The sequence below is a fragment of the Pseudomonas sp. RGM2987 genome, assembly GCF_022952855.1.
GTDB lineage: Bacteria > Pseudomonadota > Gammaproteobacteria > Pseudomonadales > Pseudomonadaceae > Aquipseudomonas.
Genome location: NZ_JALJDX010000167.1, coordinates 1 through 24779, shown reverse-complemented (window position 1 = coordinate 24779; position 24779 = coordinate 1). Strand labels below are relative to the sequence as shown.

The window sequence follows — 24779 nt, the reverse complement described above, 5'->3', positions numbered from 1 at the left end:
ATTCAATTCCCCTTGTTCGAGCGGTCGTTGTGGTCCGCTTCGTCGTCGCCTTCGTTGGCGGCCGACAACGGACGGGCCGGGGTGCGTTTCTGGCCCGGGCCGCCATCGGTCGGCTCGGCCTCGTGGGCCACCGGACCCTTGCGCACCAGGCGCATCATGTAGCTCAAACCCGCACCGAACAGCGCGAAATACACCACGACGAACAGCACCAGGGTGATGCTCATCTGGGCGAAGCTGTGGCCGGACGAAGCGTCGGCCGTGCGCATCAGGCCATAGACGACCCAGGGCTGACGGCCGATTTCGGTGGTGAACCAGCCGGCCAGGATCGCGATCAGCCCGGACGGCCCCATCCACAGCACCAGGTGCAGGAACGGCCGGGATTGGAAGATCCGGTCATTGCGGCGCAGCCACAAGCTGCACAGGCCGGTGAAAATCATCAGCAACCCCAGGCCGACCATGACCCGGAACGACCAGAACACGATGGTCGAATTGGGTCGGTCCTCAGGCGGGAATTCCTTGAGGGCCGGCACCTGCTTGTCCAGGCTGTGGGTCAGGATCAAGCTGCCCAGGTAAGGGATTTCCACGGCGAAGCGGGTCTTCTCGGCTTTCATGTCCGGCAGTCCGAACAGGATCAGCGGGGTCGGCTCATTCCCGACGTTTTCCCAATGACCTTCGATGGCGGCGATTTTCGCCGGTTGGTGCTTGAGGGTATTGAGACCGTGGAAATCGCCGATCACCGCCTGTATGGGCGCTACGATCAAGGCCATCCACATCGCCATCGACAGCATGCGGCGAATCGCCGGATTGTCGCGCCCGCGCAATAAATGCCAGGCCGCCGACGAGCCGACGAAAAACGCGGTGGCAACGAATGCCGCCGTAGACATGTGCAACAGGCGATACGGGAACGAAGGGTTGAACACCACGGCCAACCAGTCCACCGGTATCACACGGCCATCAACGATTTCATAGCCCTGGGGGGTTTGCATCCAGCTGTTGGAGGACAGGATCCAGAAGGTCGAGATCAGGGTGCCGATCGCCACCATGACCGTGGAAAAGAAGTGCAGGCCGCGGCCGACGCGATTCCAGCCGAACAGCATCACGCCAAGGAAACCGGCTTCGAGGAAGAACGCCGTGAGTACCTCATAGGTCAGCAGCGGCCCGGTGACCGCGCCGGCGAAATCCGAGAAACGACTCCAGTTGGTGCCGAACTGATAAGCCATCACCAAGCCGGAGACCACGCCCATGCCGAAGTTGACGGCGAAGATCTTCGACCAGAAGTGGTACAGATCGCGGTAAGTGTCATCGCGGGTCTTGAGCCACAGGCCCTCGAGCACCGCCAGGTAACTCGCCAGGCCGATGGTGATGGCCGGGAACAGGATGTGGAACGAGATGGTGAACGCGAACTGGATTCGGGCGAGATCGAGCGCCTCCAAACCGAACATAAGTCTTCCTCTGTCAGGTAAAACCGGCTGCGGGTGGGGCCTGCATCACGCCCCCAGTGATATGGAGTGCGATGCTTTTCAAATCGTTCTTTTTTAAAACCGTTACCACGCAGGACGCTGGCCGGATGGCCACCAGTCCAACGCCCAAAGGGAATTGATCTGGGTCAAGCATTGCGTAAAGAGTAGTCGGATTATGGCCGATGAACGGCGTGGTCTTTTGTCGCGTGACAGGTTGTCTCAGTGTGATGTGCAGGGGCTAAGGCCAACGCAATCTCTGTGGCGAGGGGATTTATCCCCGTTCGAGTGCGCAGCACTCGCCGCTGTAATCACTGCCAAACCCAGGGGGGCCGCTTCGCAGCCCAGCGGGGATAAATCCCCTCGCCACAAAACAGCGCTCGGCGAACAACATCGATGTTTGGCTAACTATTTTTCCAGAGGTCGTACCTCTGCTTACAGCTCGGTGATAATCTCGATGCCTTCATCACCGGACCCGTCATAGATGCCCAGCCAAGCGCCGTTGCTGCTCCGCCACCACCGCCCTTTCATTGCCTTCTGGCTGGCCCGGATCTTCACCGCCAGCGGTTTCCAGATGCTCACCGTAGCCATTGGCTGGAACCTCTATCAACTGACCGGCAGCGTGCTGGACCTCGGCCTTGTGGGCCTGGTGGAGTTCGCGCCGCGCGTACTGTTCATGCTCCACACCGGGCACGTCGCCGACCGCTATGACCGGCGCAAGGTCGCGGCGATCTGCCAGTCGTTGCAGGCGATGATTGCCCTGGCCCTGGTGATTGGCAGTGCCACCGACCAGGTCAGCCGGGAAATGATCTTCGTCCTCGCGTTTTTGCTAGGCGCGGCCCGCTCCTTCGAGATGCCGACCACCCAGGCGCTGCTGCCGAGTATCGTGCCCGCCGCGCTGTTTCCCCGGGCCGTGGCTGCCGCGCAATCGGCCCAGCAATCGGCCACCATCGTCGCCCCGGCCCTCGGCGGCCTGCTTTACGCCTTCGGCAGCGTCTGGGTCTATGGCCCGACCGTGCTGCTCTATGTCATCGCCTGCTGCCTGATGCTCAACCTGCCGGCCCGACAAACACCGCTGAACAAAGGCAAGGCGACCCTGGACTCGTTGCTCGCCGGGATTCGCTTCATTCGCAGCCGTCCGGACATTCTCGGGGCAATCTCCCTGGACCTGTTCGCGGTGCTGCTCGGCGGCGCCACGGCCCTGCTGCCGGTATTCGCCAAGGACATCCTGTTGACCGGCCCCTGGGGCCTGGGCCTGTTGCGCTCGGCACCGGCAGTCGGGGCCTTGCTGATGTCGCTGTGGTTGGCGCGGTTTGCCGTGGAACGCAAGGTCGGCCGGGTGATGTTCACCGCCGTGGGCGTGTTCGGCGTCGCCACCATCGCGTTCGGCCTCTCCACTTCGTTCTGGTTCTCCCTGGCGGTGCTGGTGGTGCTGGGCGCGGCGGACATGATCAGCATGGTGATCCGCGCGTCCTTCGTGCAGTTGGAAACGCCGGATGAAATGCGCGGCCGGGTCAGCGCGGTGAATGGCCTGTTCATTGGCGCATCGAACCAGCTGGGTGAGTTCGAGTCCGGCCTCACCGCCCACTGGATCGGCACCGTGCCGGCGGTGGTCATGGGCGGGATCGGCACGCTGCTGGTGACCGGCGTCTGGATCAAGCTGTTCCCGACCCTGGCCAACCGTGACCGGATGCATGAACCGGTGCACGAGGCGCAGGAAGCGACGAAAGCCTAGAGCAACTTGTCGAGGGTGATGGGGAATTCCCGCACCCGCTTGCCGGTGGCGTGATAAATCGCATTCGCCACTGCTGCCGCCACCCCGACGATGCCGATTTCACCGACGCCCTTGGACCCCAGCGCGTTGACGATATCGTCCTGTTCCTCGACGAAAACCACCTCGATGTCGCCGATGTCGGCGTTGACCGGCACATGGTACTCGGCCAGGTTGTGGTTCATGTGCCGGCCCAGGGCGTGGTCGGTCAGGGTTTCTTCGTGCAGGGCCATGCCGACGCCCCACACTACGCCGCCGAGGATCTGGCTGCGTGCGGTCTTCGGGTTGATCACCCGCCCGGCGGCGATGGCGCTGACCACCCGATGGACTTTCACCGTGCCGAGGTCTTCATCCACCCGCACCTCGACGAACACCGCCGAGTGCGTGGCGGTGGCGTAGGCCTGGCGCTTGTCGTCCGGCCCGGCCGTAACCTCAGCCTGCAAGGGTGTCTCGCCGCTGTGTTGCGCCAGCTCGGCCAGCGCCACGCGCGCCTCGCCCAGGCGCAGTTGGCCATCGGCGAACGTCACTTGCTCAATGGTCGCGCCACTGAAGGCCGGACAGGCCTGGCGGGCCACGGCCAGCAGTTTCTCCTTCAAGGCCTCACAGGCCTGTTGCACGGCGGTGCCCACGGAAGAAACGGTGAACGATCCGCCCTGCAATGGCGCAGTCGGCAGGGATGAATCACCGAGGACAAAGGTTACGTTATCAAGGGAAACGCCCGACGCCTCGGCGGCGATCTGGGTCATGACCGTGTAAGTGCCGGTGCCGATGTCGGTCGTCGCGCTGCTCACGGTGAGGTTGCCGTTCGCATCCAGTGAGGCGCGGGCGCTGGCCTTTTGTTGCATGGCCTCCCACACACCGCCGGCCATGCCCCAACCCACCAGTTGCCGGCCTTCACGCATGCTGCGTGGCTCAGGGTTGCGCCTGTCCCAGCCGAAGCGGCGCGCGCCTTCGGCGTAGCATTCGCGCAACGCCTTGCTGGAATATGGCTTGCCTTCGTTCTCGTTGCGTTCGCTGTAATTGATCAAGCGCAGTTGAATCGGATCGATTGCCAGGGCGCAGGCCAATTCATCCATGGCGCACTCCAGGCCGATCAAGCCGAGGGCAGCACCGGGGGCGCGCATGTCCAAGGGCGTGTAGACGTCCAGGGGCGCCAGCTTGTAGGTCAATTCCACGTTGTCGCAGTGATAGAGCATGCCGCTCCACTCCACCACGTGCTCGGTGAAATCCTCGAAGCGCGAAGTCTGGCCGACGGCGCTGTGGGCCAACGCCAGCAAGCGCCCGTTGGCCGCGGCGCCCAAGCGCAAGTGCTGAAAGGTTCGCGGGCGATAGCCGAAGGTAAACATTTGCTGGCGTGTCAGGCTGACCCGCACCGAACGCTTGAGCGCCAGCGCCGCCATCACTGCCAGCGGCAACTGGTACTGCGGCCGCAGGCCGGAACCGAAGGCGCCGCCGACAAATGCGGCAAACACCCGCACTTGCTCTTTTTCCAGGCCGAAGACCTTCTGCACGTAAGACTGGCAGTTCTGCGTGCCCTGAGTCTTGTCGTGGATGTGCAGGCTGCCGTCAGGCTGATAGAGCACCGTGGAGGCGTGCGGCTCCATCGGGTTGTGGTGTTCGATGGGGGTGCTGTAGGAAACATCCACATTCAGCGCCGCACTGGCGTATTCGCCCTGAAAATTCCCACGAGGCTTGGGCAATTCGGCCGGCGCCGGATGGGCTTCATTTTGCAGGATCGCCAGATCGGTCTGATGGTCCTGAATCTCGTATTCGATGTCCACCAGCGAACCGGCATAGCGCGCCAGCTCAAGATTTTCCGCGACCACCAAGGCTAAAGGCTGGCCGCTGTAGAGCACCTGATCGTTGTACAGCGGCCGGAACGGCGAACCCTCCGCCGCATCGGCATCCTGGTAGGGTTCGTCGTAGCTGGCGATCCGTGGCCGGTTGGTATGATCGATCACCGCAACCACACCGGGCAGCGCCAGGGCGCGGGAGGCATCGATGCGCAGCACACGACCGCGAGCGACGCCGCCGGACACGACGCTGCCGTGCAGCAGGCCGTCCTCGGGATATTCAGCGGCATAACGGGCCTGGCCCGTGACTTGAGCAAGCCGTCGACCCGGTCCAGTGGCTGCCCTATGGATTTGCTCGAAGCGTTCATCAGGCTTGCCCTCCCAACGGTGCGCTGCCCAATGCGGCATCGCTCAAGGTGCGGACAATCGCCCGACGCGCCAGTTTGACCTTGAAGCCGTTGTGCGCCAGCGGCTCGGCGTTTTGCAGCAGCGCATCGGCGGCTGCGGTGAACGTCTCGCGGCTGACGGTCTGCCCGGCCAGCCAGCTCTCCACGGCCCTGTCGCGCCATGGCTTGTGTGCCACGCCGCCGAGGGCCAGACGCGCCTGGCGGATCACCGGCCCATCCAGCTCCAGCGCAGCTGCAACAGAGACCAGCGCAAAGGCGTAGGAGGCGCGATCGCGGATCTTCAGGTAATGGCTGTGTTCGGCGAAACCGGCGGCGGGCAACTCGATGCCGGTGATCAGCTCATCATCGGCCAATTGGTTGTCGCGCTGCGGCGCATCGCCGGGCAGGCGATGGAAGTCGGCGAACTCGATGGTTCGCGCACCGCCCCGGCCCAGCACATGGACCACCGCCTCCAGTGCGGCCAGGGCCACGCACATGTCGGAGGGATGGGTGGCGACGCACTGGTCGCTGGCGCCGAAAATCGCGTGGATCCGGTTCAACCCATCCCGGGCCGGGCAGCCGCTGCCGGGCTCGCGTTTGTTGCACGGCACGCTGGCGTCATAGAAGTAATAGCAGCGAGTGCGTTGCAGCAGGTTGCCGCCGGTACTGGCCATGTTGCGCAACTGCGGCGAAGCGCCGGCCAGGATCGCCTGGGACAGCAACGGATAGCGGCGCTCGATCCACGGATGCCAGGCCAGGTCGGCATTGCTCACCAAGGCGCCGATCATCACCCCGCCGGACGGGGTTTCGCTGAGGTCCGCCAGGGGCAGCCCGGTGATGTCGATCAGGTGTTCGGGGCGGGTGAGGTTTTCCTTCATCAAATCCAGCAGGTTGGTGCCGCCGGCGATGAAGCGTGACACCGGGCTCGACAGGTCGATGGCGGCCTGCACGGTGTCGGGTTTGCTGTATTGGAAGGGATTCATTGGTCGTCTCCCTGTTCCGGCGATTGCTGGCAGAGCGGCAGAGCCTCTTCGATGGCGTCACGAATGTTGTTGTAGGCACCGCACCGGCACAGGTTGCCGCTCATCCACTCGCTGATCTGCCCAGGCGTTTGCGCCCTGCCCTCGTTGGCCAGGCCCACCGCCGAACAGATCTGTCCCGGCGTGCAATAACCGCACTGGAACGCGTCGTGCCTGATGAACGCCTGCTGCATGGGGTGCAATGCGCCATCGCCGGCCAAGCCTTCGATGGTGGTCAGCTCGGCACCGTCGCACATCACGGCCAGGGTCAGGCAGGCATTGATGCGTTTGCCATCGCGCAAGACCGTGCAGGCACCGCACTGGCCGTGGTCGCAGCCTTTCTTGCTGCCCATCAGGTCCAACTGTTCGCGCAGCAGGTCCAGCAACGTGGTCCAGGGCAACACGTGCAACTCGCGCACCTGACCATTGAGTGTCAGACGGATCGGATGACGGACGAAGGACGCCTGCGTCGTCTCGGACAAGGTCGCGCTCATAAACACCTCACGGTTGGTCGTACACTCGCGGCGTTTTGGGAAACCGCCGTCATAAGGGGTACGACTTCAGCGTGGAGTGAGCGTTCAAGGCGATTGCGCGGGCTTGATTGGGCGAGTGCTCCAGTGCGCAGTGGTTCCAAGGGGGCTGCTGCGCAGCCCAGCGGGAGCAAGCTCCCTCGCCACGTGTGTGTGTGTGTGTGTGTGTAGATCACGCTTCGCTTAAATGAGCCCTATTTTATGCTCAGGCCAACAACTCCGCCGCCACCACACTGCGCACGCCCTTGCCGCTGAGTTGCTCCACCAGTGTCAGGGCAAACGCCAGGGCGGCGGCCGAGCCTTGGGCGGTGATGCAATTGCCGTCCACCACCACAGGCTGATCGACGAAGCTGCAACCGGACAATTGCTGGCTCACCGCCGGCAGGCAGGTCATGCGTCGTTGGCGCAGTACGCCGAACGCCTGCAAGGCCAGGGGCGGGGCTTCGGCGATGGCGGCGAAGAAGCGGCCGGCGGCGGCCTGGTCCTTGATCAATTGCTGCAACGGCTGATGCGCCGCCAGGTGCTGGGCGCCGATAAGGCCGCCGGGCAGGACGATCAGGTCGAAGTCCTGCACCAACAGGTCCACCAACATGCCGTCGGCGGTCAGGCGTGTACCGCGGGCACAGGTAAGCATGCGCCGCCCTTCGATGCTCGCCACCACCACTTCGACCTGGGCCCGGCGCAACACGTCGATCAGGGTCGCGGTCTGCAAATCATCGACACCTTCGGCGACGGCAATCAGGGCTCGGGGGATCTTGGTTCCGGGAATCATGGGCGCTCTCCGCTGGGTGTTCCTAAAGCCTAGTCACGTTTGCCGGACTGCGTCAGGCACCCATCACTTGATATACAGCTCGGCGGACATCCGATTGCCCGGTGCGTTGATCGAAACATTGCTGAAGCTGAAGGTGCCTTCCTGCTTGCCCTTCAGGTCGAAGACATACAGGTAGCCGACGACCTTGGTCTGCGTGGAGCAATCGTTGAGATTGCCGTTGCTGAACGCGCACACCGGCGAGCGGGTACCGTCGACTTCGAAGCCATCCAGGGTGACGTGGGGCTGACGGCCATAGCCGACCTCCAGCACGTAGACCTTGATATTCGGGCCACTGTGATTGCAACGGGTCTGCGCTTGCCCCGGGGCGATGTCCTCGAAGCCACAGGCCGGCGATTCGACCTTGAGCACCTTGACCTCGCTCAACGGCGGTGCCGATGCGGCGTTGGCGGCCTGGATCGGCACCCACAGGCCCAGCAGGCAGCCCAACGCAGCCATCCGAATCTTTTTCATACGCGACCTTCAGCTCTCCCGGAAACCGCGCGCAGTATGGCCCACTTGTTGCTTTGGCAAAACAGCGACGAGGATCGCAGCCACATCGCCACGCTGCTGGTATGATGCGCGGCTTTTTCCGACCCACAGAAAATTCCCGGGCGCCGCTGGCGGCCTGTGCTTTGCTGTTGAGGTCGATACATTCACGGCGCCCGGCGCGCCACGGGGAGCAGACATGCTGGAAAGGCTGTTTCAACTCAAGGCACATGACACCAACGTGCGGACCGAGATTCTGGCGGGCGTCACGACCTTCCTGGCCATGGCCTATATTCTGTTCGTCAACCCGAGCATCCTCGGCGAGACCGGCATGGACAAGGGCGCGGTGTTCGTCGCCACCTGCCTGGCGGCGGCCATCGGCTCCACGGTGATGGGCCTGATCGCCAACTACCCGATCGCCCTCGCACCGGGCATGGGCCTGAACGCCTTCTTCACCTACACCGTGGTCCTGCACATGGGCCATACCTGGCAAGTGGCGCTGGGCGCGGTGTTCGTCTCCGCGGTGCTGTTTTTCCTGCTGTCGATCTTTCGCATTCGCGAGTGGATCATCAACAGCATCCCGCTGCCGCTGCGCTCGGCCATTGCCGCCGGTATCGGCCTGTTCCTGGCGCTGATCGCCCTGAGCAACGCCGGGATCGTGGTGAAGAACCCAGCGACCATGGTCGGCCTCGGCGACCTGAAACAACCGGCGCCGATTCTGGCAACGCTCGGCTTCGTGCTGATCGTCGCCCTCGAAGCACTGAAAGTGCGCGGCGCGGTGCTGATCGGCATCCTCGCGGTGACTATCGTCTCGATCCTGATGGGCTTCACCCCATTCGCCGGCATCGTCTCCACGCCACCGTCCCTGGCGCCGACCTTCCTGCAACTGGACATCAAGGGCGCGCTGGATATCGGTCTGGTGAGCGTGATCTTCGCCTTCCTGTTCGTCGACCTGTTCGATAACTCCGGCACCCTGATCGGCGTCGCCAAGCGCGCCGGGCTGATGGGCAAGGACGGCCACATGCCGAAGATGGGCCGGGCGCTGATCGCCGACAGCACCGCCGCCATGGCCGGTTCGCTGCTGGGCACCTCGACCACCACCAGTTACATCGAGTCGGCGGCAGGCGTCAGCGCCGGTGGCCGTACCGGCCTGACCGCCATCGTCGTGGCGATCCTGTTCCTGCTGGCGCTGTTCTTCTCGCCGCTGGCCGCCAGCGTCCCGGCCTTCGCCACCGCGCCGGCGCTATTGTTCGTCGCGGTACTGATGACCTCGGGCCTGGCGGAAATCGATTGGGACGACATTACCGTCGCCGCCCCGGTGGTGATCACCGCGCTGGCGATGCCGTTCACCTACTCCATCGCCAACGGCATCGCCTTCGGCTTTATCGCCTGGACCGCCATCAAGCTGGTGTCGGGCCGTGGCCGTGAGCTGAACCCGGCGCTGGTCATTCTGTCGATTCTGTTCGTGATCAAGTTGGGTTGGTTCAACGCATGACTTTTGATTCCCAGGCCTACGCCGCACAACTCCAGGACAAGGTCGCGCGCTTGCGCGACCTACTGGCGCCTTTCGATGCACCGGAGCCGGCGGTGTTCGACTCGCCGCTGCAAAACTTCCGCCTGCGCGCCGAATTCCGCTTGTGGCGCGAGGCCGGTGAGCGGCATTACGCGATGTTTTCCCAGGACGACAAGCGCACGCCGATTCTCATCGAGGAATTTCCCATCGCCAGCCTGCGCATCAACCAATTGATGCCGCAACTCAAGGCCGCCTGGCAGGCCAGCGCACCGCTGAGCCACAAGCTGTTCCAGGTGGAATTCCTGACCACCCTGGCCGGCAATGCGATGATCACCCTGTGTTATCACCGTCCACTGGATGAGCACTGGCACGCCGCCGCATCGAAATTGGCGAGTGACCTGGGCGTGCACATCATCGGCCGCTCCAAGGGCAAGCGCGAAGTGATCGGCCACGACTATGTGGTGGAGAAACTCGACGTCGACGGTCGCACCTTCAGCTATCGCCAGCCGGAAGGGGCGTTCACCCAACCCAACGGCACGGTGAACCAGAAGATGCTCAACTGGGCATATGACGCCCTGGGCGATCGCAGCGATGACCTGCTGGAGTTGTACTGCGGCAACGGCAACTTCACCCTGCCCCTGGCGACCCGGGTGCGCAAAGTGCTGGCGACCGAAATCAGCAAGACGTCGGTGAACGCGGCGCTGAGCAACCTCAGCGAAAACGCTGTGGATAACGTCACGCTGGTGCGCCTGTCCGCCGAGGAATTGACCGAGGCCCTGAATGAAGTCCGGCCGTTCCGTCGCCTGCATGGCGTGGACCTGAAAAGCTACGCGTTCGGCAGCGTCTTCGTCGACCCGCCCCGCGCTGGCATGGACCCAGACACCTGCGAGCTGACGCGGCGCTTCGAGAACATCCTCTACATCTCCTGCAACCCGGAGACCCTTGCCGCCAACATCGCGCAGCTGCACGACACCCACCGCATCACCCGCTGCGCCTTGTTCGATCAATTCCCCTGGACCCATCACATGGAATCCGGGGTATTGCTGACTCGGCGCTGAGCCAAGCAAAGCTCCTGTGGCACGGGTAGCGCTGCTCACCAAGGCGCGCCCGCTCCACTGTGGCGAGGGAGCTTGCTCCCGCTGGGGTGCGCAGCAGCCCGTGCTTTTTGCCTTTAGCGGTCGCTGCGCGACCGAGCGGGAGCAAGCTCCCTCGCCACGGTTCCTCTCACAGAAATAAACCCAGCCTAAGCACCTGTTCGATCATCGAACACATATTGCCCATCCCCTCCGGCTTTGTTTGAAAAAATTAACCATCTAGTACAATTTATCCCCAGCGGCCGAAACCTGCCGAACCAACAACAAAAACCTGGGAGAAATTGCGATGCCTCCAATCGTTCTGGTGCTCAACGGCCCGAACCTCAATCTGCTCGGCACGCGTGAGCCGGCGACGTACGGCCATGAAACCCTGGCGGATATCTCGGCGCTGTGCGGCCGCACGGCTGAAGAACTCGGCCTGGCGGTGGAGTTTCGCCAAACCAACCAGGAAAGCGAACTGATCGACTGGATTCACGGCGCCCGCGGCCGCTGCGCCGGTATTGTCATCAACCCGGCGGCCTGGACCCATACCTCGGTGGCCATTCGTGACGCCCTGGTCGCCAGCGAAGTCCCGGTGATCGAAGTGCACCTGTCCAACGTCCATGCCCGGGAAACCTTCCGCCATCACTCCTTTGTCTCCTCCATCGCCATCGGCGTGATGTGCGGCTTTGGCAGCCATGGCTATCGCCTGGCCCTGGAACATTTCAGTCAGCGGTTGAAGGGTTGATGAGCATGTCGAATGTCACTGTGCTCGCCGGGCTGATCGGCGCCGGTATCCAGGCTTCCCGCACCCCTGCGCTGCATGAACACGAAGGCGATGCCCAAGGCATGCGTTACCTCTATCGGCTGATCGACCTCGACGCGTTGCAACTCGACAGCAACGCCTTGCCCGAGCTGCTGAGCGCCGCCGAGCGCATGAGCTTCACCGGCCTGAACATCACCTTCCCCTGCAAGCAGGCGATCATCCCGCTGCTCGATGAACTGTCGCCCGAGGCCCGTGGAATCGGCGCGGTGAACACCGTGGTGCTCAAGGATGGCAAGCGCATCGGCCATAACACCGACTGCCTGGGGTTCGCCGAGGGTTTTCGTCGCGGCCTGGGGGATGTATCTCGCGGGCACGTAGTCCAGATGGGCGCTGGCGGCGCCGGGGCGGCGGTTGCCCACGCGCTGCTGGCCGAAGGCGTACAGACCTTGAGTATTTTTGATGTCGAGGTCAGCCGCGCCGAAGCGCTGGCAAATAACCTGAACCAGCATTTCGGCGCAGGCCGGGCCAAGGCTGGTCACGACCTGGACGGTGCCATGGCCGAGGCCGATGGCTTGGTGAACACCACGCCCATGGGCATGGCGAAACTTCCCGGCATGCCAGTGCCCGTGGAGTTGCTGCGGGGCGAGTTATGGGTTGCGGAAATCGTTTATTTCCCGCTGGAAACCGAACTGCTGCGCCATGCCCGCGCCTTGGGTTGCCGCACGCTGGATGGCGGCAACATGGCGGTGTTCCAGGCGGTGAAGGCGTTTGAACTGTTCAGCGGCGTGGCGCCGGATGCGCAGCGGATGCTCGAGCATTTCCAGAGCATGAACCACTGAAAATCCTGAGCAGCCCTCCTGTGGGAGCGGGCTTGCTCGCGAATGCGATCTGACAGTCAACCTCTATGGCAACTGTCCTGGCCCCTTCGCGAGCAAGCCCGCTCCCACAGGGTTGCATTCAGGCTTGCAGATACCGCAACACCGACTCACAGATCATCTCGCGATGGCGCCGCTTGACCTCTTCGTCCGACAGATCGATCTGAAAAATCTCACCGAACGTCTGGCGGTTGGAGACCCGGTAAAAACTGAACGAGTTGATCAGTAGATGCACGTCCAGGGGTTCGAGGCCGGCGCGGAACACGCCCTCCTCCACGCCCCGGCGCAGGATGACGCCCAGGGCATCGAGGATGGTGTTGGTCATCGCCTTGAGTGCGGCAGATTGCTTGACGTATTCGGCGTTGTGGATGTTTTCGATACAGACGATGCGCACGAAATCCACGTTGCGGTCATGGTGGTCGAAGGTGAACTCCACCAGGCGCCGGATCGCCTCGATCGGCGCCAGCTCGGCCAAGTGCAGAGCACTCTCGGTGTGGCGGATATCACCGTAGAGTTTTTCCAACACCTCGACATACAGCTGCTCCTTGCTGCCGAAGTAGTAATAGATCATGCGCTTGGAAGTGTGGATGCGCTCGGCGATGGCGTCGACCCGGGCGCCGGCCAGGCCCTGCTGGACGAACTCGACGATGGCTTCCTGGAGGATGTTTTCCCGGGTTTTCTGCGGGTTGTTCTTGCGACTCTTGCGCGGCGCGGCGACAGCGGCGTCGGGCACGGCGGATAGCTCTGGATTCATAGTCATTGCGGGCTCACGGCCATCACTGCACAGACTGGCGATTATGGGCCGCACCGTGCGGCGACGAAAGCCACCGTGCTGCCCATTACCGCCGCGGTTACGATTTACCTACAATTTGGCGTGTCGCAAGCCACCGCTGCGGGACTTGGCCATGGCCGCCAGCCGCACCGCGACGTTGGCCGCACCATAACCGGCGTAACCGTTCTTGCGCTGGATGATCTCAAAGAAAAACCGCCCTTCGAACGGCTCGGTGTAGACATGAAACAACTCGCCGCCCTGGGCATCACGGTCGTACAGAACGTTGAAATAAGCCAGCTCGCTGAGAAACTCCTCGTCGAAATCGAAGCGCGCCGCCAGGTCGTCGTAATAATTGAGCGGAATGTCCAGCAACGGCACGCCGGCCTCCTTGGCGCGGCTGACCTGGGCAAAAATATCATCGCAGTCAAACGCAATGTGGTGCACACCCGAGCCGCGATAACTCGACAAGGCGTGTGAGATCGCAGTGTTACGGTTCTCGGAAATGTTCAACGGCAGGCGGATCGAACTGCAGCGGCTACGCAGCGCCCGGCTTTTGACCAGGCCATACGGGTCGGGCAGCACCACTTCGTCGTCAGCCTCGAAATCCAACAGACTCTTGTAGAACAGCACCCAGCTGTCGAGGCTGTCAGCCGGCAGCGCCATCGCCATGTGGTCGATGCGCTTGAGGCCGGCGCCGATGACAGCGCCGGGCTGTAAGTTGAAATCGGTGCCATAGACATCGGCATCCTGGTCCACCAGGTAGATCAGGCTGCCATCCGGCGCCCGTACCGCCGCCAGTTCCAGTTCATTGGGCCCGACCAAGCCACGATAGGGCTGTCCCTTGTAGGCCACGGCCCGCTCCAGGGCGCTGGCGCTGTCTTTGACCCGCACCGCCGTGGCGCACAACGACGGGCCGTGGGCTTCGAAAAAGCTGTGGGCGAAGGAGTACGGTTCGCTGTTGAGGATCAGGTTGATGTCGCCCTGGCGCAGCAGGCTCACATTCTTGGAGCGATGCTGGCCGGCCTTGACGAAGCCCAGCCGCTCCAGCCAATGGGAGAGCTTGGCACCGAGGTCATCGTCCACGGCGAATTCCAGGAACTCGATACCGTTGTATTCGCTGGCCGGCGGTGTAGCGAACAGGATGTCGGCGTTAGGGAGAGACGGCGCCTCTTGAGCCAGACGCTGGCGGGTTTTTTCTTCCAGGTACAGCAACGAGCGCAGCCCGTCGGCGGCGTTGGCCCGTGGTGGCGCGGCGCGGAAGCCGTCGTTGAAGATTTCCAGTGACAGCGGCCCGCTGTAGCCACTCTTGATGATCGGTGCGAGGAACCCTGGCAAGTCGAACTCACCCTGGCCTGGGAAGCAACGGAAATGCCGACTCCACTCCAGGACATCCATCGCCAGGATCGGCGCGTCGGCCATCTGCACGAAGAAGATCTTGTCGCCGGGAATCTCGGCGATGGCGCTCGGGTCACCCTTGAGGGACAAGGTATGGAAGCTGTCGAGCAACACCCCGAGGCTGGGGTGGTCGGCTTGGCGCACGATGTTCCAGACCTGTTGATAAGTATTGACGTGCCGGCCCCAGGCCAACGCTTCGTAGCCGATGCGCAAGCCACGCGAACCAGCCCGCTCGGCCAGCAAGCGCAGGTCATCGATCAGTATCTGCTCATCACCGAGGCTGTCGGCTGCGGCATTGCTGCACACCAGCACCAGGTCGGTGCCCAGTTCCTGCATCAGGTCGAACTTGCGCTCCGCTCGTTCCAGGTTGCGCGCCAGACGATCGCGGCGGCAGCCCTCGAAGTCACGGAACGGCTGGAACAAGGTGATGGCGATGCCTAGGTCGGCGCACATCTGACGGACTTCCCGCGGGCTGCCGTCGTAGTAAAGAAGGTCATTCTCGAAGATTTCCACACCGTCGAAACCGGCGGCGGCGATGGCCTCGAGCTTCTCCGGCAGAGTGCCGCTCAAGGATACGGTGGCAATGGAACGCTGCATGACTTCGGCTCCCGGGACAGGCATCGGCTACAACAGGTGCGCCGTTTTTTTAAGATTGACTCCGATTATTGGGTTGCCGGTTTCTTTGAGCAATTTAATATGTACCACCCAGTTAGTTTTTTGGGCGATTATCGAACAGAATGCCGAATGCTGAATTGACGATTTTTTGTCCACTGCGCACCATCGGCTCCACATTGACGCAGGCCAAGCCGCCGGTATCGATGGATGAAAACCCCGATCACCCCATAAGAATTCCAAAACGGGTAAACGCTATGAATCCTTCCCAAAGTTCCCCCTTAAGCCCAGGCATGGGCGTCACGACCGGCGGTATCGGCGACAAGATCCGCGGCGCCCTGGCCGTGGGCAAGACCCGTTGGGGCATGCTCGCGCTGGTGTTTTTTGCCACTACCCTGAACTACATCGACCGCGCCGCCCTGGGCGTCATGCAGCCTATCCTGGCCAAGGAAATGAGCTGGACGGCGATGGACTACGCCAACATCAACTTCTGGTTCCAGGTCGGCTACGCCGTCGGCTTCGTGCTGCAAGGGCGACTGATCGACCGGATCGGCGTCAAGCGCGTGTTCTTTTGCGCGGTGCTGCTCTGGAGCCTGGCGACCGGCGCCCACGGCCTGGCGACCTCGGCAGTGGGCTTCATGGTCTGCCGCTTCATCCTCGGCCTGACCGAAGCCGCCAACTACCCGGCCTGCGTCAAGACCACGCGGCTGTGGTTCCCGGCCGGCGAACGCGCCGTTGCCACCGGTATCTTCAACGCCGGGACCAATGTCGGTGCGATGTTCACCCCGATGCTGCTGCCGCTGGTGCTGCACGTCTGGGGCTGGCAGGCGGCGTTCCTGTGCATGGCCGCGCTGGGCGGGGTCTGGTTGCTGTTCTGGGGCCTGAAATATTTCAACCCTGAGGACCACCCCACCGTCAAACAGTCGGAGCTGGAATACATCCAGGCCCAGGACGAACCGGACCAGGCCCGCGTGCCTTTCTCCCGGATCCTGCGCATGCGTGGCACCTGGGCCTTTGCCCTGGCCTACTCGATCACCGCGCCGGTGTTCTGGTTCTACCTCTATTGGCTGCCGCCGTTCCTGAACCAGCAATACAACCTGGGCATCAACGTGACCCAGATGGGCATCCCGCTGATCATCATCTACCTCACCGCCGACTTCGGCAGCGTGGGTGGCGGGATCCTCTCGTCGTTCCTGATCGGCCGCGGGCTCGATCCGATCAAGGCGCGGCTGATTTCCATGCTGTTGTTCGCCTGCTGTATCGTCGGCGTGATCCTGGCCGCGGGTGCCAGCAACTTGTGGATGGCGGTGTTTGCCATCTCCCTGGCCATCGGCGCACACCAGGCCTGGACCGCGAATATCTGGAGCCTGGTGATGGACTACACACCCAAACACATGATGAGCACGGTGTTCGGCTTCGGCGGCATGTGCGCGGCCATTGGCGGGATGTTCATGACCCAGCTGGTGGGCCACATCCTGACCGTGACCAACAATAACTACACCGTGCTGTTCACCCTGATCCCGGCGATGTACTTCACTGCCCTGATCTGGCTGTACTTCATGGCACCGCGCAAGGTTCCGACGTTGGAAAACTGATTCGGGCAGATTACCCGTGGCGAGGGAGCTTGCTCCCGCTGGGTTGCGAAGCGACCCCGCTTTCCAGCGATTGCTGCGCAATCGAGCGGGAGCAAGCTCCCTCGCCACAGGGGTTTGTGTGTCGCCTTATTTGCGTCGCTGCTGCCACGCCGCAGCGAGGCCACTCAGGCAAATCAGCACGATGCCGAACACCGTGGTCAGTGTCGGCGTATGGTTGAACAGCAACCACCCCAGCAACCCGGCAAACACGATCTGGCAATAGCCGAACGGCGCCAGCAGCGCCGGGGCGGCGAAGCGGAAGGCCTGGGTCAGCATCAGGTGCGCGGTCATCCCACAGGCTCCCAGCGCCAACATCATCGCGCCGTGCACCAGGCTCGGCACCTGCCAGAAGAACGGCACCAGGGCGCTCATCACCAGGGTATTGCACAAGCCGGCGAAGAAGTTGCTGGTGGTCGGGCTGTCGATCTCACTGAGCTTGCGCGTAAGCAACTGGTAGAAACAGAAAAACAGCGCCGAGCAGAACGGCAGCAACACCGCCGGCGTAAACAGATCCCCGCCCGGATGAACAATGATCAACACCCCGATAAAGCCGAAGATCACCGCGATCCACTGACCGCGCGTCACACGCTCGCCCAACAATGGTACCGACAACGCCGTCACCAGCACCGGAGCCAGGAAGTTGACCGCCGTGGCCTCCGCCAACGGGATGTACAACAGCGCCGTGGTGAAAAACAGGCTGGTGCCCAGCAGGCACAACGCCCGGGCCAGTTGCCACAACGGACGCTTGGTGCGCAGCACCCGCAAGCCCGAACGGGGGAGGAATATCCCGGCCATCAGCAGCGTATGCACCACGTAACGCGCCCACACCACCATGACGATCGGGTAGAAGCCCGAGAGGTATTTGGCGATGGCGTCGTGGCTGGAGAACAGGAACGTCGCGGTCAGAATCAGCAGGATGCCTTTGAAAGCCTGATTGACGCCGGAGAGCGGAGTGCTGACGGTCATGTACGAGTCCTGTATTGCGTGATGTAGGAAGCAAAGCATGCTGGCGACGAATAAGCGATAGCGCATCGCGTCGCCTGTGCCGTTTCAACTTGACTGCCCCCCATGAAAGATCCGTACCAATGCCGAGAATTCAAATGATGCGAAGCGTAAAGCAAATGGCGGGATCGATGCGCTTCCCTCGGCTGATGAACCAAAATCCAGCTTGATTGCCTGAAGCTCAGGCATGGCGCGCACCTTGGGCCTGCGAACGCTAGACTCAACGCAACAGTAGTACCTTCACACCGGTCATTCAGAGGATTCCCACATGCTATGGAAAAAAGGTCGCCGCAGTGACAACGTGGTGGACGCCCGTGGTGATGAGGGCGGCTCAGGCGGCATGCGATTCGGCGGCGGCAAGGGATTGAGCCTCACGGCCATCCTGCTGATCGTCGGCATCGGTTGGATCACCGGCCAGGACCCGATGCAGATTCTCGGGCAACTGGCCGGACAGATGGACCAATCCGCACCCACCTCGTCCCAGACCCGCCAGGCGCCACCGGCCAACGACGAGCAAGCCGAGTTCGTGCGCTCGATCCTGGGCGACACCGAGGACACCTGGGGTCAGGTCTTCCAGCAGGCCGGCCGCCAGTACCAGCAGCCAAAACTGGTGCTGTTCAGCGGGCGGGTCAATTCGGCCTGTGGCCTGGCCTCCTCGGCCACCGGCCCGTTCTATTGCCCGGCGGACCGGCAGGTCTACCTGGACATGAGTTTCTTCAAGGAGATGTCGCAACGCTTCTCTGCCGCCGGCGACTTCGCCCAGGCCTACGTCATCGCCCATGAGGTCGGGCACCATGTGCAGACGCTGCTCGGGGTCTCGGCGAAAATCCAGGAGGCTCGCCAGCAGGGCCGGCAAATGGAAGGCGACGGCGGTTTGCTGGTGCGCCAGGAATTGCAGGCCGACTGCCTGGCCGGGGTCTGGGCCAACCATGCGCAGAAACGCCTGAACTGGCTGGAGCCCGGCGACATCGAGGAAGCCTTGAACGCCGCCAACGCCATCGGCGACGATCGGTTACAGCAACAAGGCCAAGGCCGAGTAGTGCCGGACTCCTTTACCCACGGCACCTCGGCGCAGCGAGTGCGCTGGTTCAAGACCGGCTTCGCCCAGGGCCAGGTCAGCCAATGCGACACGTTCGCGGCGAAAAGCCTGTAGATGAAATGGGCGGCGTTGTTGGCACTGGCGCTTCTCTGCACCGCTGCCCAGGCCGACGCCCACGGCGTCAATGTGGTCGCCCAAGGACGCCTGCAACTCAAGGGCGGCGCCCTGGTGGTCGGCGTAAGCCCGCCCCCGGCGTCGATCCAGCGCGTACTGATCATCGTCCATGGTCGGCTGCGCAACGCCGAAACCTACCTGCACAGTGCCGAGAAAGCCGTCACTGAGGCCGGACAGCAGGCCACGACGCTGATCATCGCCCCGCAGTTTCTCAATCAGCAGGACGTGGCTCGTCATCAGTTACCCAGCGACCTGTTGCGCTGGCAAGGCAACGACTGGATGGCCGCAGGTTTATCCACAGGGCCGAACCCGGTCAGCTCGTTTCAGGTCCTTGATGACATCGTCGCGCGGGTCAGTGATGTCCAGCAATTTCCCGAGGTGAAGGACATCGTCATCGCCGGGCATTCCGGCGGTGCCCAGGTCGTGCAACGCTATGCCCTGCTCGCCCACGGCCAATTCCGGATCAGCCCACGCTTTGTCATCGCCAACCCGTCGTCCTATGCCTACTTCGATGCCCAACGGCCCATGGCGTTCGACGCGACGGGTTGCCCCGGCTTCAATGACTGGAAGTATGGCCTGCAGAAGCTGCCTGCCTATGCCGGCGGACAAACGCCGAAGCAACTGGAGGATAACTACGTCAAACGCGACATCGTCTATCTGCTGGGGCAACAGGACATCGACCCTGAGCATCCGGCGCTGGATAAAAGCTGCGAGGCCCAGACCCAGGGGCCGTATCGGTTATTGCGCGGGCATTTCTTTTTCGACTACCTGACCCGGCGCCATCCGGTGGGGCTGAACCAGCGGCTGATCGAAGTGCCCGGGGTCGGGCATGATGGGGATGGGATGTTTAATTCGGTGGAGGGGCGCAGGGCGTTGTTTGGGCAGTGAGTCTTGTTGTGCACATCAAGGCCTCTTCGCGAGCAAGCCCGCTCCCACAGTAGATCTGCTGCGAACATCAAATTCGGATTAGACCGCGAACCTGTGGGAGCGGGCTTGCTCGCGAAGGCGGCTAGCCAGCCACCTTGATTCTCAAGCTAAAAGCATCCGCCGCAACTCTTCACAATCACGCGCATGCCAATCCGTCAGCTCCGGCCACGGATTGTCCGGGAGGTTCACCAGCACCGTCCGCGCCCCCGCTGCCCGGCCACAGTCCAGGTCGAAGCGGTAATCGCCGACCATCACCAGCGTATCGGGCGCCACGCTCCAGGCTTCGGCCAGTTTGAGCAGGCCACCCGGATGTGGCTTGGGCGGAGCTTCGTCGCGCCCCAGGACGTCTTCCACCGCGAAACAGTCGGCCAGGCCGATGGCCTCCAGCGTGACGTGGGCCAGCTCACGGGCGTTGCGGGTCAGGATACCCAGGCGATCGCCGCGTGCCGCCAGCGCCCGGACCAGCTCGACCGCTCCCGGCGCGGGCCGGGAACCCAGGGCCAGGTCGCGCTCATGCTCCAGTAACCAGGCATGCTTGGCCGCCGCCTCGTCAGCCGGCAATGCCGCCAGGTGCGTCAAAATGTCGTCCTCGGCCGGAATCGCCAGGGCCACGCGGATCGCCGCAAAATCATGCACGGCGATGGTCAGCGTGCCGTCCATGTCGAACACCCAGTGCCGCACATCGGTCAGGCTCATGCCCAATCCTTGCGATGGCGGATCAGCCCTTCCTGGGTCACCGAGGCCACCAGTTGCCCGGCGCGGTTGAATACGCTACCCCGGCAGAACCCGCGGGAATTACCGGCCCAAGGGCTGTCCGTGGCATAGAGCAACCAATCGTCGGCGCGCAGATCGGCGTGGAACCACAGCGCGTGGTCGAGGCTGGCGACCTGCATATCCTTTTGCCACAACGATTTGCCGTGGGGCAGCATCGAGGTGGTCAACAGGCTGAAGTCCGACGCATAAGCCAACAGGTATTTATGCAGGGCCGGCGAATCCGCCAAGGCGCCATCGGCGCGGAACCACATGTACTTGACCGGCTCGGTCGGCTGCGGGTTGAAAGGATCTTTCTCGGTGACTGGGCGCACTTCGATCGGCTTGGGGCACAGCAGCTTTTCACGCATGTGCTCGGGCAGCAGATGCGCGCGTTGCTGGGTCAACTCAAGCTCGGAGGGCAGGTTCTCCGGCCCGACGACTTGCGGCATGGTGTTCTGGTGCTCGAAGCCCTGCTCGTCGTACTGGAACGATGCGCTGCAGGTAAAAATCGGATTGCCCTTTTGAATCGCGGTCACCCGACGCGTGCTGAAACTGCCCCCGTCACGCACCCGGTCCACCTGATAGACCACCGGCAGCGCCGCGTCTCCCGGACGCAGGAAATAGCCATGCAACGAGTGCACATGACGCGCCTCTTCCACGGTCTGGCTGGCCGCCGACAAGGATTGGCCGAGCACTTGGCCGCCGAACAACTGGCGAAACCCCAGGTCCTGGCTGCGACCGCGAAACAGGTTCTCTTCGATCGGTTCCAGGGTCAGCAGGTCGACCAGATCTTCCAACACGTGGCTCATTTAAGACGTTCCTCACACTGCGCAAATACCGCGCAGTCTGGGCTGCGGCGGTGGATCGATTGTTGGCCCGGGCCATTGGGCGGGCAGTATAAACGTCCGTGTCGGCTAACCGTGCAGGGTCTGGAGCCACTGCTCACGATTGATGCGATAGAGCACATGGTGACGCAATGGATGACCAACTGCGAGTTTTGGGTGCTCGAAGTCGTCCGCCGGATCGTGGTGCATGCCGACTGCCTGCATGACTTTTTGCGACGGCAGGTTATCCACAGCGGTGAAGGCCACCACTTCGTCCAGCTTCAATTGATCGAAGGCGCAGCGCAGCGCGGTCCACGCCGCTTCGCTGGCATAGCCCAGGCCCCAGTGTTCGTGGGCCAGCCGCCAACCAATCTCGATGGCCGGCGTGAACGGCGCGTCGAACCCGACCACCCCCAGCCCGGTAAAACCGATGAAGGCCCCGGTGTCCTTGCGCTCCAGCGCCCAAAGACCAAAGCCATGCTCAGCAAAATGTCCGCGCACGCGCCCGATCAGGGCAGCGCTTTCCAGGCGGCTCAAGGGCGCCGGAAAATAGCGCATCACCTGCGGATCGGCGCACATGGCCGCGAACTCCGGCAAATCATCGTCGCGCCACTGGCGCAAGATCAGCCTTGCGCTTTCCAGCTCCAGTATCGGCTCCATCTTCACTCCCTCTCCATGCCTTGAGTCTACATCGCTGGTAGGATCCGTCACTCGATCACCACTGAAAACACCATGCCGCTACCGCTGATTTATCACGAAGACTACAGCCCCGAATTTCCGGCGGACCACCGCTTCCCCATGGACAAGTTCCGCCTGTTGCGCGATCACCTGGTGGACAGCGGCCTGACCCGCGACGCCGACCTGCTGCGCCCGTCGTTGTGCCCACCGGACATCCTCGCCCTGGCCCATGACCGCGCTTATATCGAACGCTACATGGGCGGCGAGTTGTCCCGTGAAGACCAACGGCGCCTTGGCCTGCCCTGGAGCGAGGCCCTGGCCCGCCGAACGGTACGGGCCGTGGGCGGTTCGCTGCTGGCGGCCGAGCAGGCCCTCGAACACGGCCTAGCCTGCCACCTGGCCGGTGGCACCCACCACGCCCATTACGATCACCCCGCCGGCTTCTGCATTTTCAATGACCTGGCGGTGATCAGCCGCTACTTCCTGGCCAGCGGCCGGGTCTCGCGGGTGCTGATTTTCGACTGCGACGTGCACCAGGGCGACGGCACCGCCCGAATACTCCATGACACCCCGGACGCGGTGACAGTTTCCTTGCATTGCGAAAAGAATTTTCCTGCACGCAAGGCCCACAGCGACTGGGACATCCCACTGCCGATGGGCATGCAGGACGCCGCTTACCTCAAGGTGGTGGACGATGCCCTCAATTACCTGCTGCCGCTCTACCAGCCGGACCTGGTGCTGTACGACGCCGGCGTCGATGTGCACAAAGACGACGCCCTCGGCTATCTGAAGCTGACCGACGAAGGCCTCGCCGCCCGGGACGAGCGCGTCATGCGCCATTGCCTGGGCCGCGACATCCCGGTGGTCGGGGTGATCGGCGGCGGCTACAGCAAGGATCGCCAGGCCCTGGCCCGCCGCCATGGGATCCTGCACCACAGCGCACAAAAGGTCTGGGCGTCATCAGGGTGTCACTGACTTCTGGGCGCGTTACCCACATTCGCTGTGGAGCGGCCTGTGGATAACCTGAGCGAAACGGCCTGTAGCCTATGCCGCGTATAGCTTTCAGAGCCTTGACTGTTTTTTAACCACGATTCAAGAACACCGCCATCCCGTTTTGTGGGAATCTGTGCTGATAGAATGCCGCGCTCATTCCCGTCTCTGCAGTCCACGCCATGACCTCGACCGCTCCATCCACCACTCCAGCCATCGCCATCATCGGCGGCGGCCCAGCCGGCCTGATGGCGGCCGAGGTGTTGAGCCAGGCCGGCGTCCGGGTCGACCTGTACGACGGCATGCCGTCGGTGGGCAGGAAATTTCTGCTGGCCGGTGTGGGCGGCATGAACATCACCCATTCGGAAAGCTTCCCGGCATTCCTGGCGCGCTACGGCGACCGAGCGCCGAACCTCGCACCGCTGCTGCGGGCATTCGGGGCCGATCAGTTGTGTGAATGGATTCATGGCCTGGGCATCGACACCTTCGTCGGCAGCTCCGGCCGGGTGTTCCCCACCGACATGAAGGCCGCCCCGCTGCTGCGCGCCTGGCTCAAGCGCTTGCGCGAAGCGGGCGTGGCCATCCACACGCGCCATCGCTGGCTCGGCTGGAACCCGGACGGCAGCCTGCGGATCGCCTCCCCCGAGGGTGAAAAAGCCCTACAACCCAGTGCGACATTGTTGGCCCTGGGCGGCGGCAGCTGGTCGCGCCTGGGCTCGGACGGCGCCTGGATGCTGCCGCTGGAACAGCGCGGCGTGGCCCTGGCGCCGTTGCAACCGAGCAACTGCGGGTTCGACGTGCCGGGCTGGAGCGAGTTGATGGTCAACAAGTTCGCCGGCGCGCCACTGAAGAACATTGCCATCGGCCTGAACGACGACGTGCCGCGCCTCGGCGAATGCGTGATCACCGCCACCGGCATCGAAGGCAGCCTGATCTACGCGCTGTCGGCGCCGATTCGCGAAGCCATCAACCAGCATGGCAGCGCGACCCTGCACTTGGACCTATTGCCGGGCCGGCCTGTGGATAAGATCCAACAAGCCCTGGCGAAACCTCGCGGCTCACGCTCCATGGCCAAGCACTTGCACAGCCAGTTGGGCATCGATGGGGTCAAGGCGGCGCTGCTGCGAGAACTCACACCATCTGATGATTTCGCTGACCCCGCGCGGCTGGCCCAGGCGATCAAGGCCTTGCCGATCACCCTGGTGAAAACCCGCCCGCTGGATGAAGCCATCAGCAGTGCCGGCGGCGTGACATTCGAAGCCCTGGATCAACGGCTGATGCTCAAGCACGTGCCCGGGGTGTTCTGTGCCGGAGAAATGCTCGACTGGGAAGCGCCGACCGGTGGCTATCTGCTGACCGCGTGCTTTGCCAGCGGACGGGCGGCGGGGTTGGGGATGTTGGAGTGGTTGCAACGTAAGGATTAAAGACCTGTGGGAGCGGGCTTGCTCGCGAAGGCGGTGTGGCAGTCACCATCTTCGTTAACTGATACACCGCCTTCG

Annotated in this window: 22 protein-coding genes and 1 pseudogene; 10 read left to right on the top strand and 13 right to left on the bottom strand. The window is 63.0% G+C overall.

Translation table 11 applies throughout. From position 1 onward, the window contains the following. Positions 1 to 2: 2 nt before the first annotated feature. A complete protein-coding gene (locus RGM2987_RS08460) occupies positions 3 to 1442 on the bottom strand; it encodes a cytochrome ubiquinol oxidase subunit I (protein ID WP_245139715.1) in 1440 nt (479 codons plus the stop codon). 499 nt (positions 1443 to 1941) lie between these two features. Here RGM2987_RS08460 and RGM2987_RS08455 point away from each other — a divergent pair, with 499 nt between their 5' ends. Then, entirely contained in the window at positions 1942 to 3192 is a 1251-nt protein-coding gene (locus RGM2987_RS08455) for an MFS transporter (protein ID WP_245139714.1), read from the top strand. Here the strand turns inward: RGM2987_RS08455 and RGM2987_RS08450 are convergent. The 5 genes and pseudogenes from RGM2987_RS08450 to RGM2987_RS08430 all read right to left on the bottom strand — a co-directional run bounded on the left by RGM2987_RS08450 (position 3189) and on the right by RGM2987_RS08430 (position 8238). Then, positions 3189 to 5389, bottom strand: a pseudogene (locus RGM2987_RS08450) (xanthine dehydrogenase family protein molybdopterin-binding subunit). The gene RGM2987_RS08455 and the pseudogene RGM2987_RS08450 overlap by 4 nt on opposite strands. After that, entirely contained in the window at positions 5389 to 6390 is a 1002-nt protein-coding gene (locus RGM2987_RS08445) for a xanthine dehydrogenase family protein subunit M (protein WP_245139713.1), read from the bottom strand. Before RGM2987_RS08445 ends, RGM2987_RS08450 begins: the two are co-directional and overlap by 1 nt. Beyond that, complete coding sequence (locus RGM2987_RS08440; protein WP_245139712.1) at positions 6387 to 6920, bottom strand: (2Fe-2S)-binding protein; 534 nt, start codon at positions 6918 to 6920, stop codon at positions 6387 to 6389. The genes RGM2987_RS08445 and RGM2987_RS08440 overlap by 4 nt, the downstream gene beginning before the upstream one ends. A 241-nt stretch (positions 6921 to 7161) precedes the next feature. Then, complete coding sequence (locus tag RGM2987_RS08435) at positions 7162 to 7728, bottom strand: DJ-1 family glyoxalase III (protein ID WP_245139710.1); 567 nt, start codon at positions 7726 to 7728, stop codon at positions 7162 to 7164. A 63-nt stretch (positions 7729 to 7791) separates the two neighbouring features. Beyond that, complete coding sequence (locus RGM2987_RS08430; protein ID WP_245139707.1) at positions 7792 to 8238, bottom strand: DUF4879 domain-containing protein; 447 nt, start codon at positions 8236 to 8238, stop codon at positions 7792 to 7794. A 214-nt stretch (positions 8239 to 8452) separates the two neighbouring features. Here RGM2987_RS08430 and RGM2987_RS08425 point away from each other — a divergent pair, with 214 nt between their 5' ends. The 4 genes from RGM2987_RS08425 (at position 8453) to RGM2987_RS08410 (ending at position 12444) form a co-directional block, all read left to right on the top strand. Next, positions 8453 to 9748 carry an NCS2 family permease gene (locus tag RGM2987_RS08425; protein WP_245139705.1) on the top strand — a complete coding sequence of 432 codons (1296 nt, stop codon included), beginning with the start codon at positions 8453 to 8455 and terminating at the stop codon, positions 9746 to 9748. Further along, positions 9745 to 10824 (top strand): tRNA (uridine(54)-C5)-methyltransferase TrmA, encoded by a 1080-nt coding sequence (trmA, locus tag RGM2987_RS08420; RefSeq protein WP_245139701.1) that lies wholly within the window; start codon positions 9745 to 9747, stop codon positions 10822 to 10824. Before RGM2987_RS08425 ends, trmA begins: the two co-directional genes overlap by 4 nt. 322 nt (positions 10825 to 11146) lie before the next feature. Then, entirely contained in the window at positions 11147 to 11587 is a 441-nt protein-coding gene (gene aroQ / locus RGM2987_RS08415; RefSeq protein ID WP_245139699.1) for a type II 3-dehydroquinate dehydratase, read from the top strand. After that, positions 11587 to 12444 carry a shikimate dehydrogenase gene (locus RGM2987_RS08410; protein ID WP_245139695.1) on the top strand — a complete coding sequence of 286 codons (858 nt, stop codon included), beginning with the start codon at positions 11587 to 11589 and terminating at the stop codon, positions 12442 to 12444. The genes aroQ and RGM2987_RS08410 overlap by 1 nt, the downstream gene beginning before the upstream one ends. A gap of 118 nt (positions 12445 to 12562) precedes the next feature. Here the strand turns inward: RGM2987_RS08410 and RGM2987_RS08405 are convergent, their stop codons facing one another. Both RGM2987_RS08405 and quiC read right to left on the bottom strand, forming a co-directional pair. Further along, positions 12563 to 13240, bottom strand: a complete 678-nt coding sequence (locus RGM2987_RS08405; RefSeq protein WP_245139693.1) for a TetR/AcrR family transcriptional regulator — start codon at positions 13238 to 13240, stop codon at positions 12563 to 12565. 102 nt (positions 13241 to 13342) lie between these two features. Continuing rightward, positions 13343 to 15244, bottom strand: coding sequence for a 3-dehydroshikimate dehydratase QuiC (gene quiC, locus RGM2987_RS08400; RefSeq protein WP_245139691.1), 1902 nt, complete (start codon positions 15242 to 15244; stop codon positions 13343 to 13345). A 308-nt stretch (positions 15245 to 15552) separates the two neighbouring features. Here quiC and RGM2987_RS08395 point away from each other — a divergent pair, with 308 nt between their 5' ends. Then, on the top strand, positions 15553 to 16854 hold the full coding sequence (locus tag RGM2987_RS08395; RefSeq protein ID WP_245139688.1) for an MFS transporter: 1302 nt from the start codon (positions 15553 to 15555) through the stop codon (positions 16852 to 16854). Positions 16855 to 16980: 126 nt separating this feature from the next. Here the strand turns inward: RGM2987_RS08395 and RGM2987_RS08390 are convergent, their stop codons facing one another. After that, positions 16981 to 17859 carry a DMT family transporter gene (locus RGM2987_RS08390; protein WP_245139686.1) on the bottom strand — a complete coding sequence of 293 codons (879 nt, stop codon included), beginning with the start codon at positions 17857 to 17859 and terminating at the stop codon, positions 16981 to 16983. A gap of 84 nt (positions 17860 to 17943) precedes the next feature. Then, positions 17944 to 18084 (bottom strand): hypothetical protein, encoded by a 141-nt coding sequence (locus tag RGM2987_RS08385; RefSeq protein WP_245139683.1) that lies wholly within the window; start codon positions 18082 to 18084, stop codon positions 17944 to 17946. Between the two features lie 79 nt (positions 18085 to 18163). Between RGM2987_RS08385 and RGM2987_RS08380 the strand changes: the two genes are divergently transcribed. Continuing rightward, on the top strand, positions 18164 to 19048 hold the full coding sequence (locus tag RGM2987_RS08380) for a neutral zinc metallopeptidase (protein WP_245139681.1): 885 nt from the start codon (positions 18164 to 18166) through the stop codon (positions 19046 to 19048). Continuing rightward, a complete protein-coding gene (locus tag RGM2987_RS08375) occupies positions 19049 to 19996 on the top strand; it encodes an alpha/beta hydrolase (protein WP_245139680.1) in 948 nt (315 codons plus the stop codon). A 141-nt stretch (positions 19997 to 20137) separates the two neighbouring features. Here the strand turns inward: RGM2987_RS08375 and RGM2987_RS08370 are convergent, their stop codons facing one another. The 3 genes from RGM2987_RS08370 to RGM2987_RS08360 all read right to left on the bottom strand — a co-directional run bounded on the left by RGM2987_RS08370 (position 20138) and on the right by RGM2987_RS08360 (position 22272). Beyond that, a complete protein-coding gene (locus RGM2987_RS08370; RefSeq protein WP_245139679.1) occupies positions 20138 to 20731 on the bottom strand; it encodes an HAD family hydrolase in 594 nt (197 codons plus the stop codon). After that, complete coding sequence (tesB, locus tag RGM2987_RS08365) at positions 20728 to 21597, bottom strand: acyl-CoA thioesterase II (RefSeq protein ID WP_245139678.1); 870 nt, start codon at positions 21595 to 21597, stop codon at positions 20728 to 20730. The genes RGM2987_RS08370 and tesB overlap by 4 nt, the downstream gene beginning before the upstream one ends. A 105-nt stretch (positions 21598 to 21702) precedes the next feature. Next, the gene (locus RGM2987_RS08360) at positions 21703 to 22272 is read right to left on the bottom strand and encodes a GNAT family N-acetyltransferase (RefSeq protein ID WP_245139677.1); all 570 of its coding nucleotides are present in this window, start codon (positions 22270 to 22272) and stop codon (positions 21703 to 21705) included. A 72-nt stretch (positions 22273 to 22344) separates the two neighbouring features. On the opposite strand from RGM2987_RS08360, the gene RGM2987_RS08355 reads away from it, so the two are divergent. Both RGM2987_RS08355 and RGM2987_RS08350 read left to right on the top strand, forming a co-directional pair. Continuing rightward, positions 22345 to 23265 (top strand): histone deacetylase, encoded by a 921-nt coding sequence (locus RGM2987_RS08355; RefSeq protein ID WP_245139675.1) that lies wholly within the window; start codon positions 22345 to 22347, stop codon positions 23263 to 23265. Positions 23266 to 23462: 197 nt separating this feature from the next. Continuing rightward, positions 23463 to 24704: a TIGR03862 family flavoprotein gene (locus RGM2987_RS08350; protein WP_245139672.1), complete on the top strand. Its 1242-nt coding sequence runs from the start codon at positions 23463 to 23465 to the stop codon at positions 24702 to 24704. Positions 24705 to 24779 lie beyond the last annotated feature (75 nt).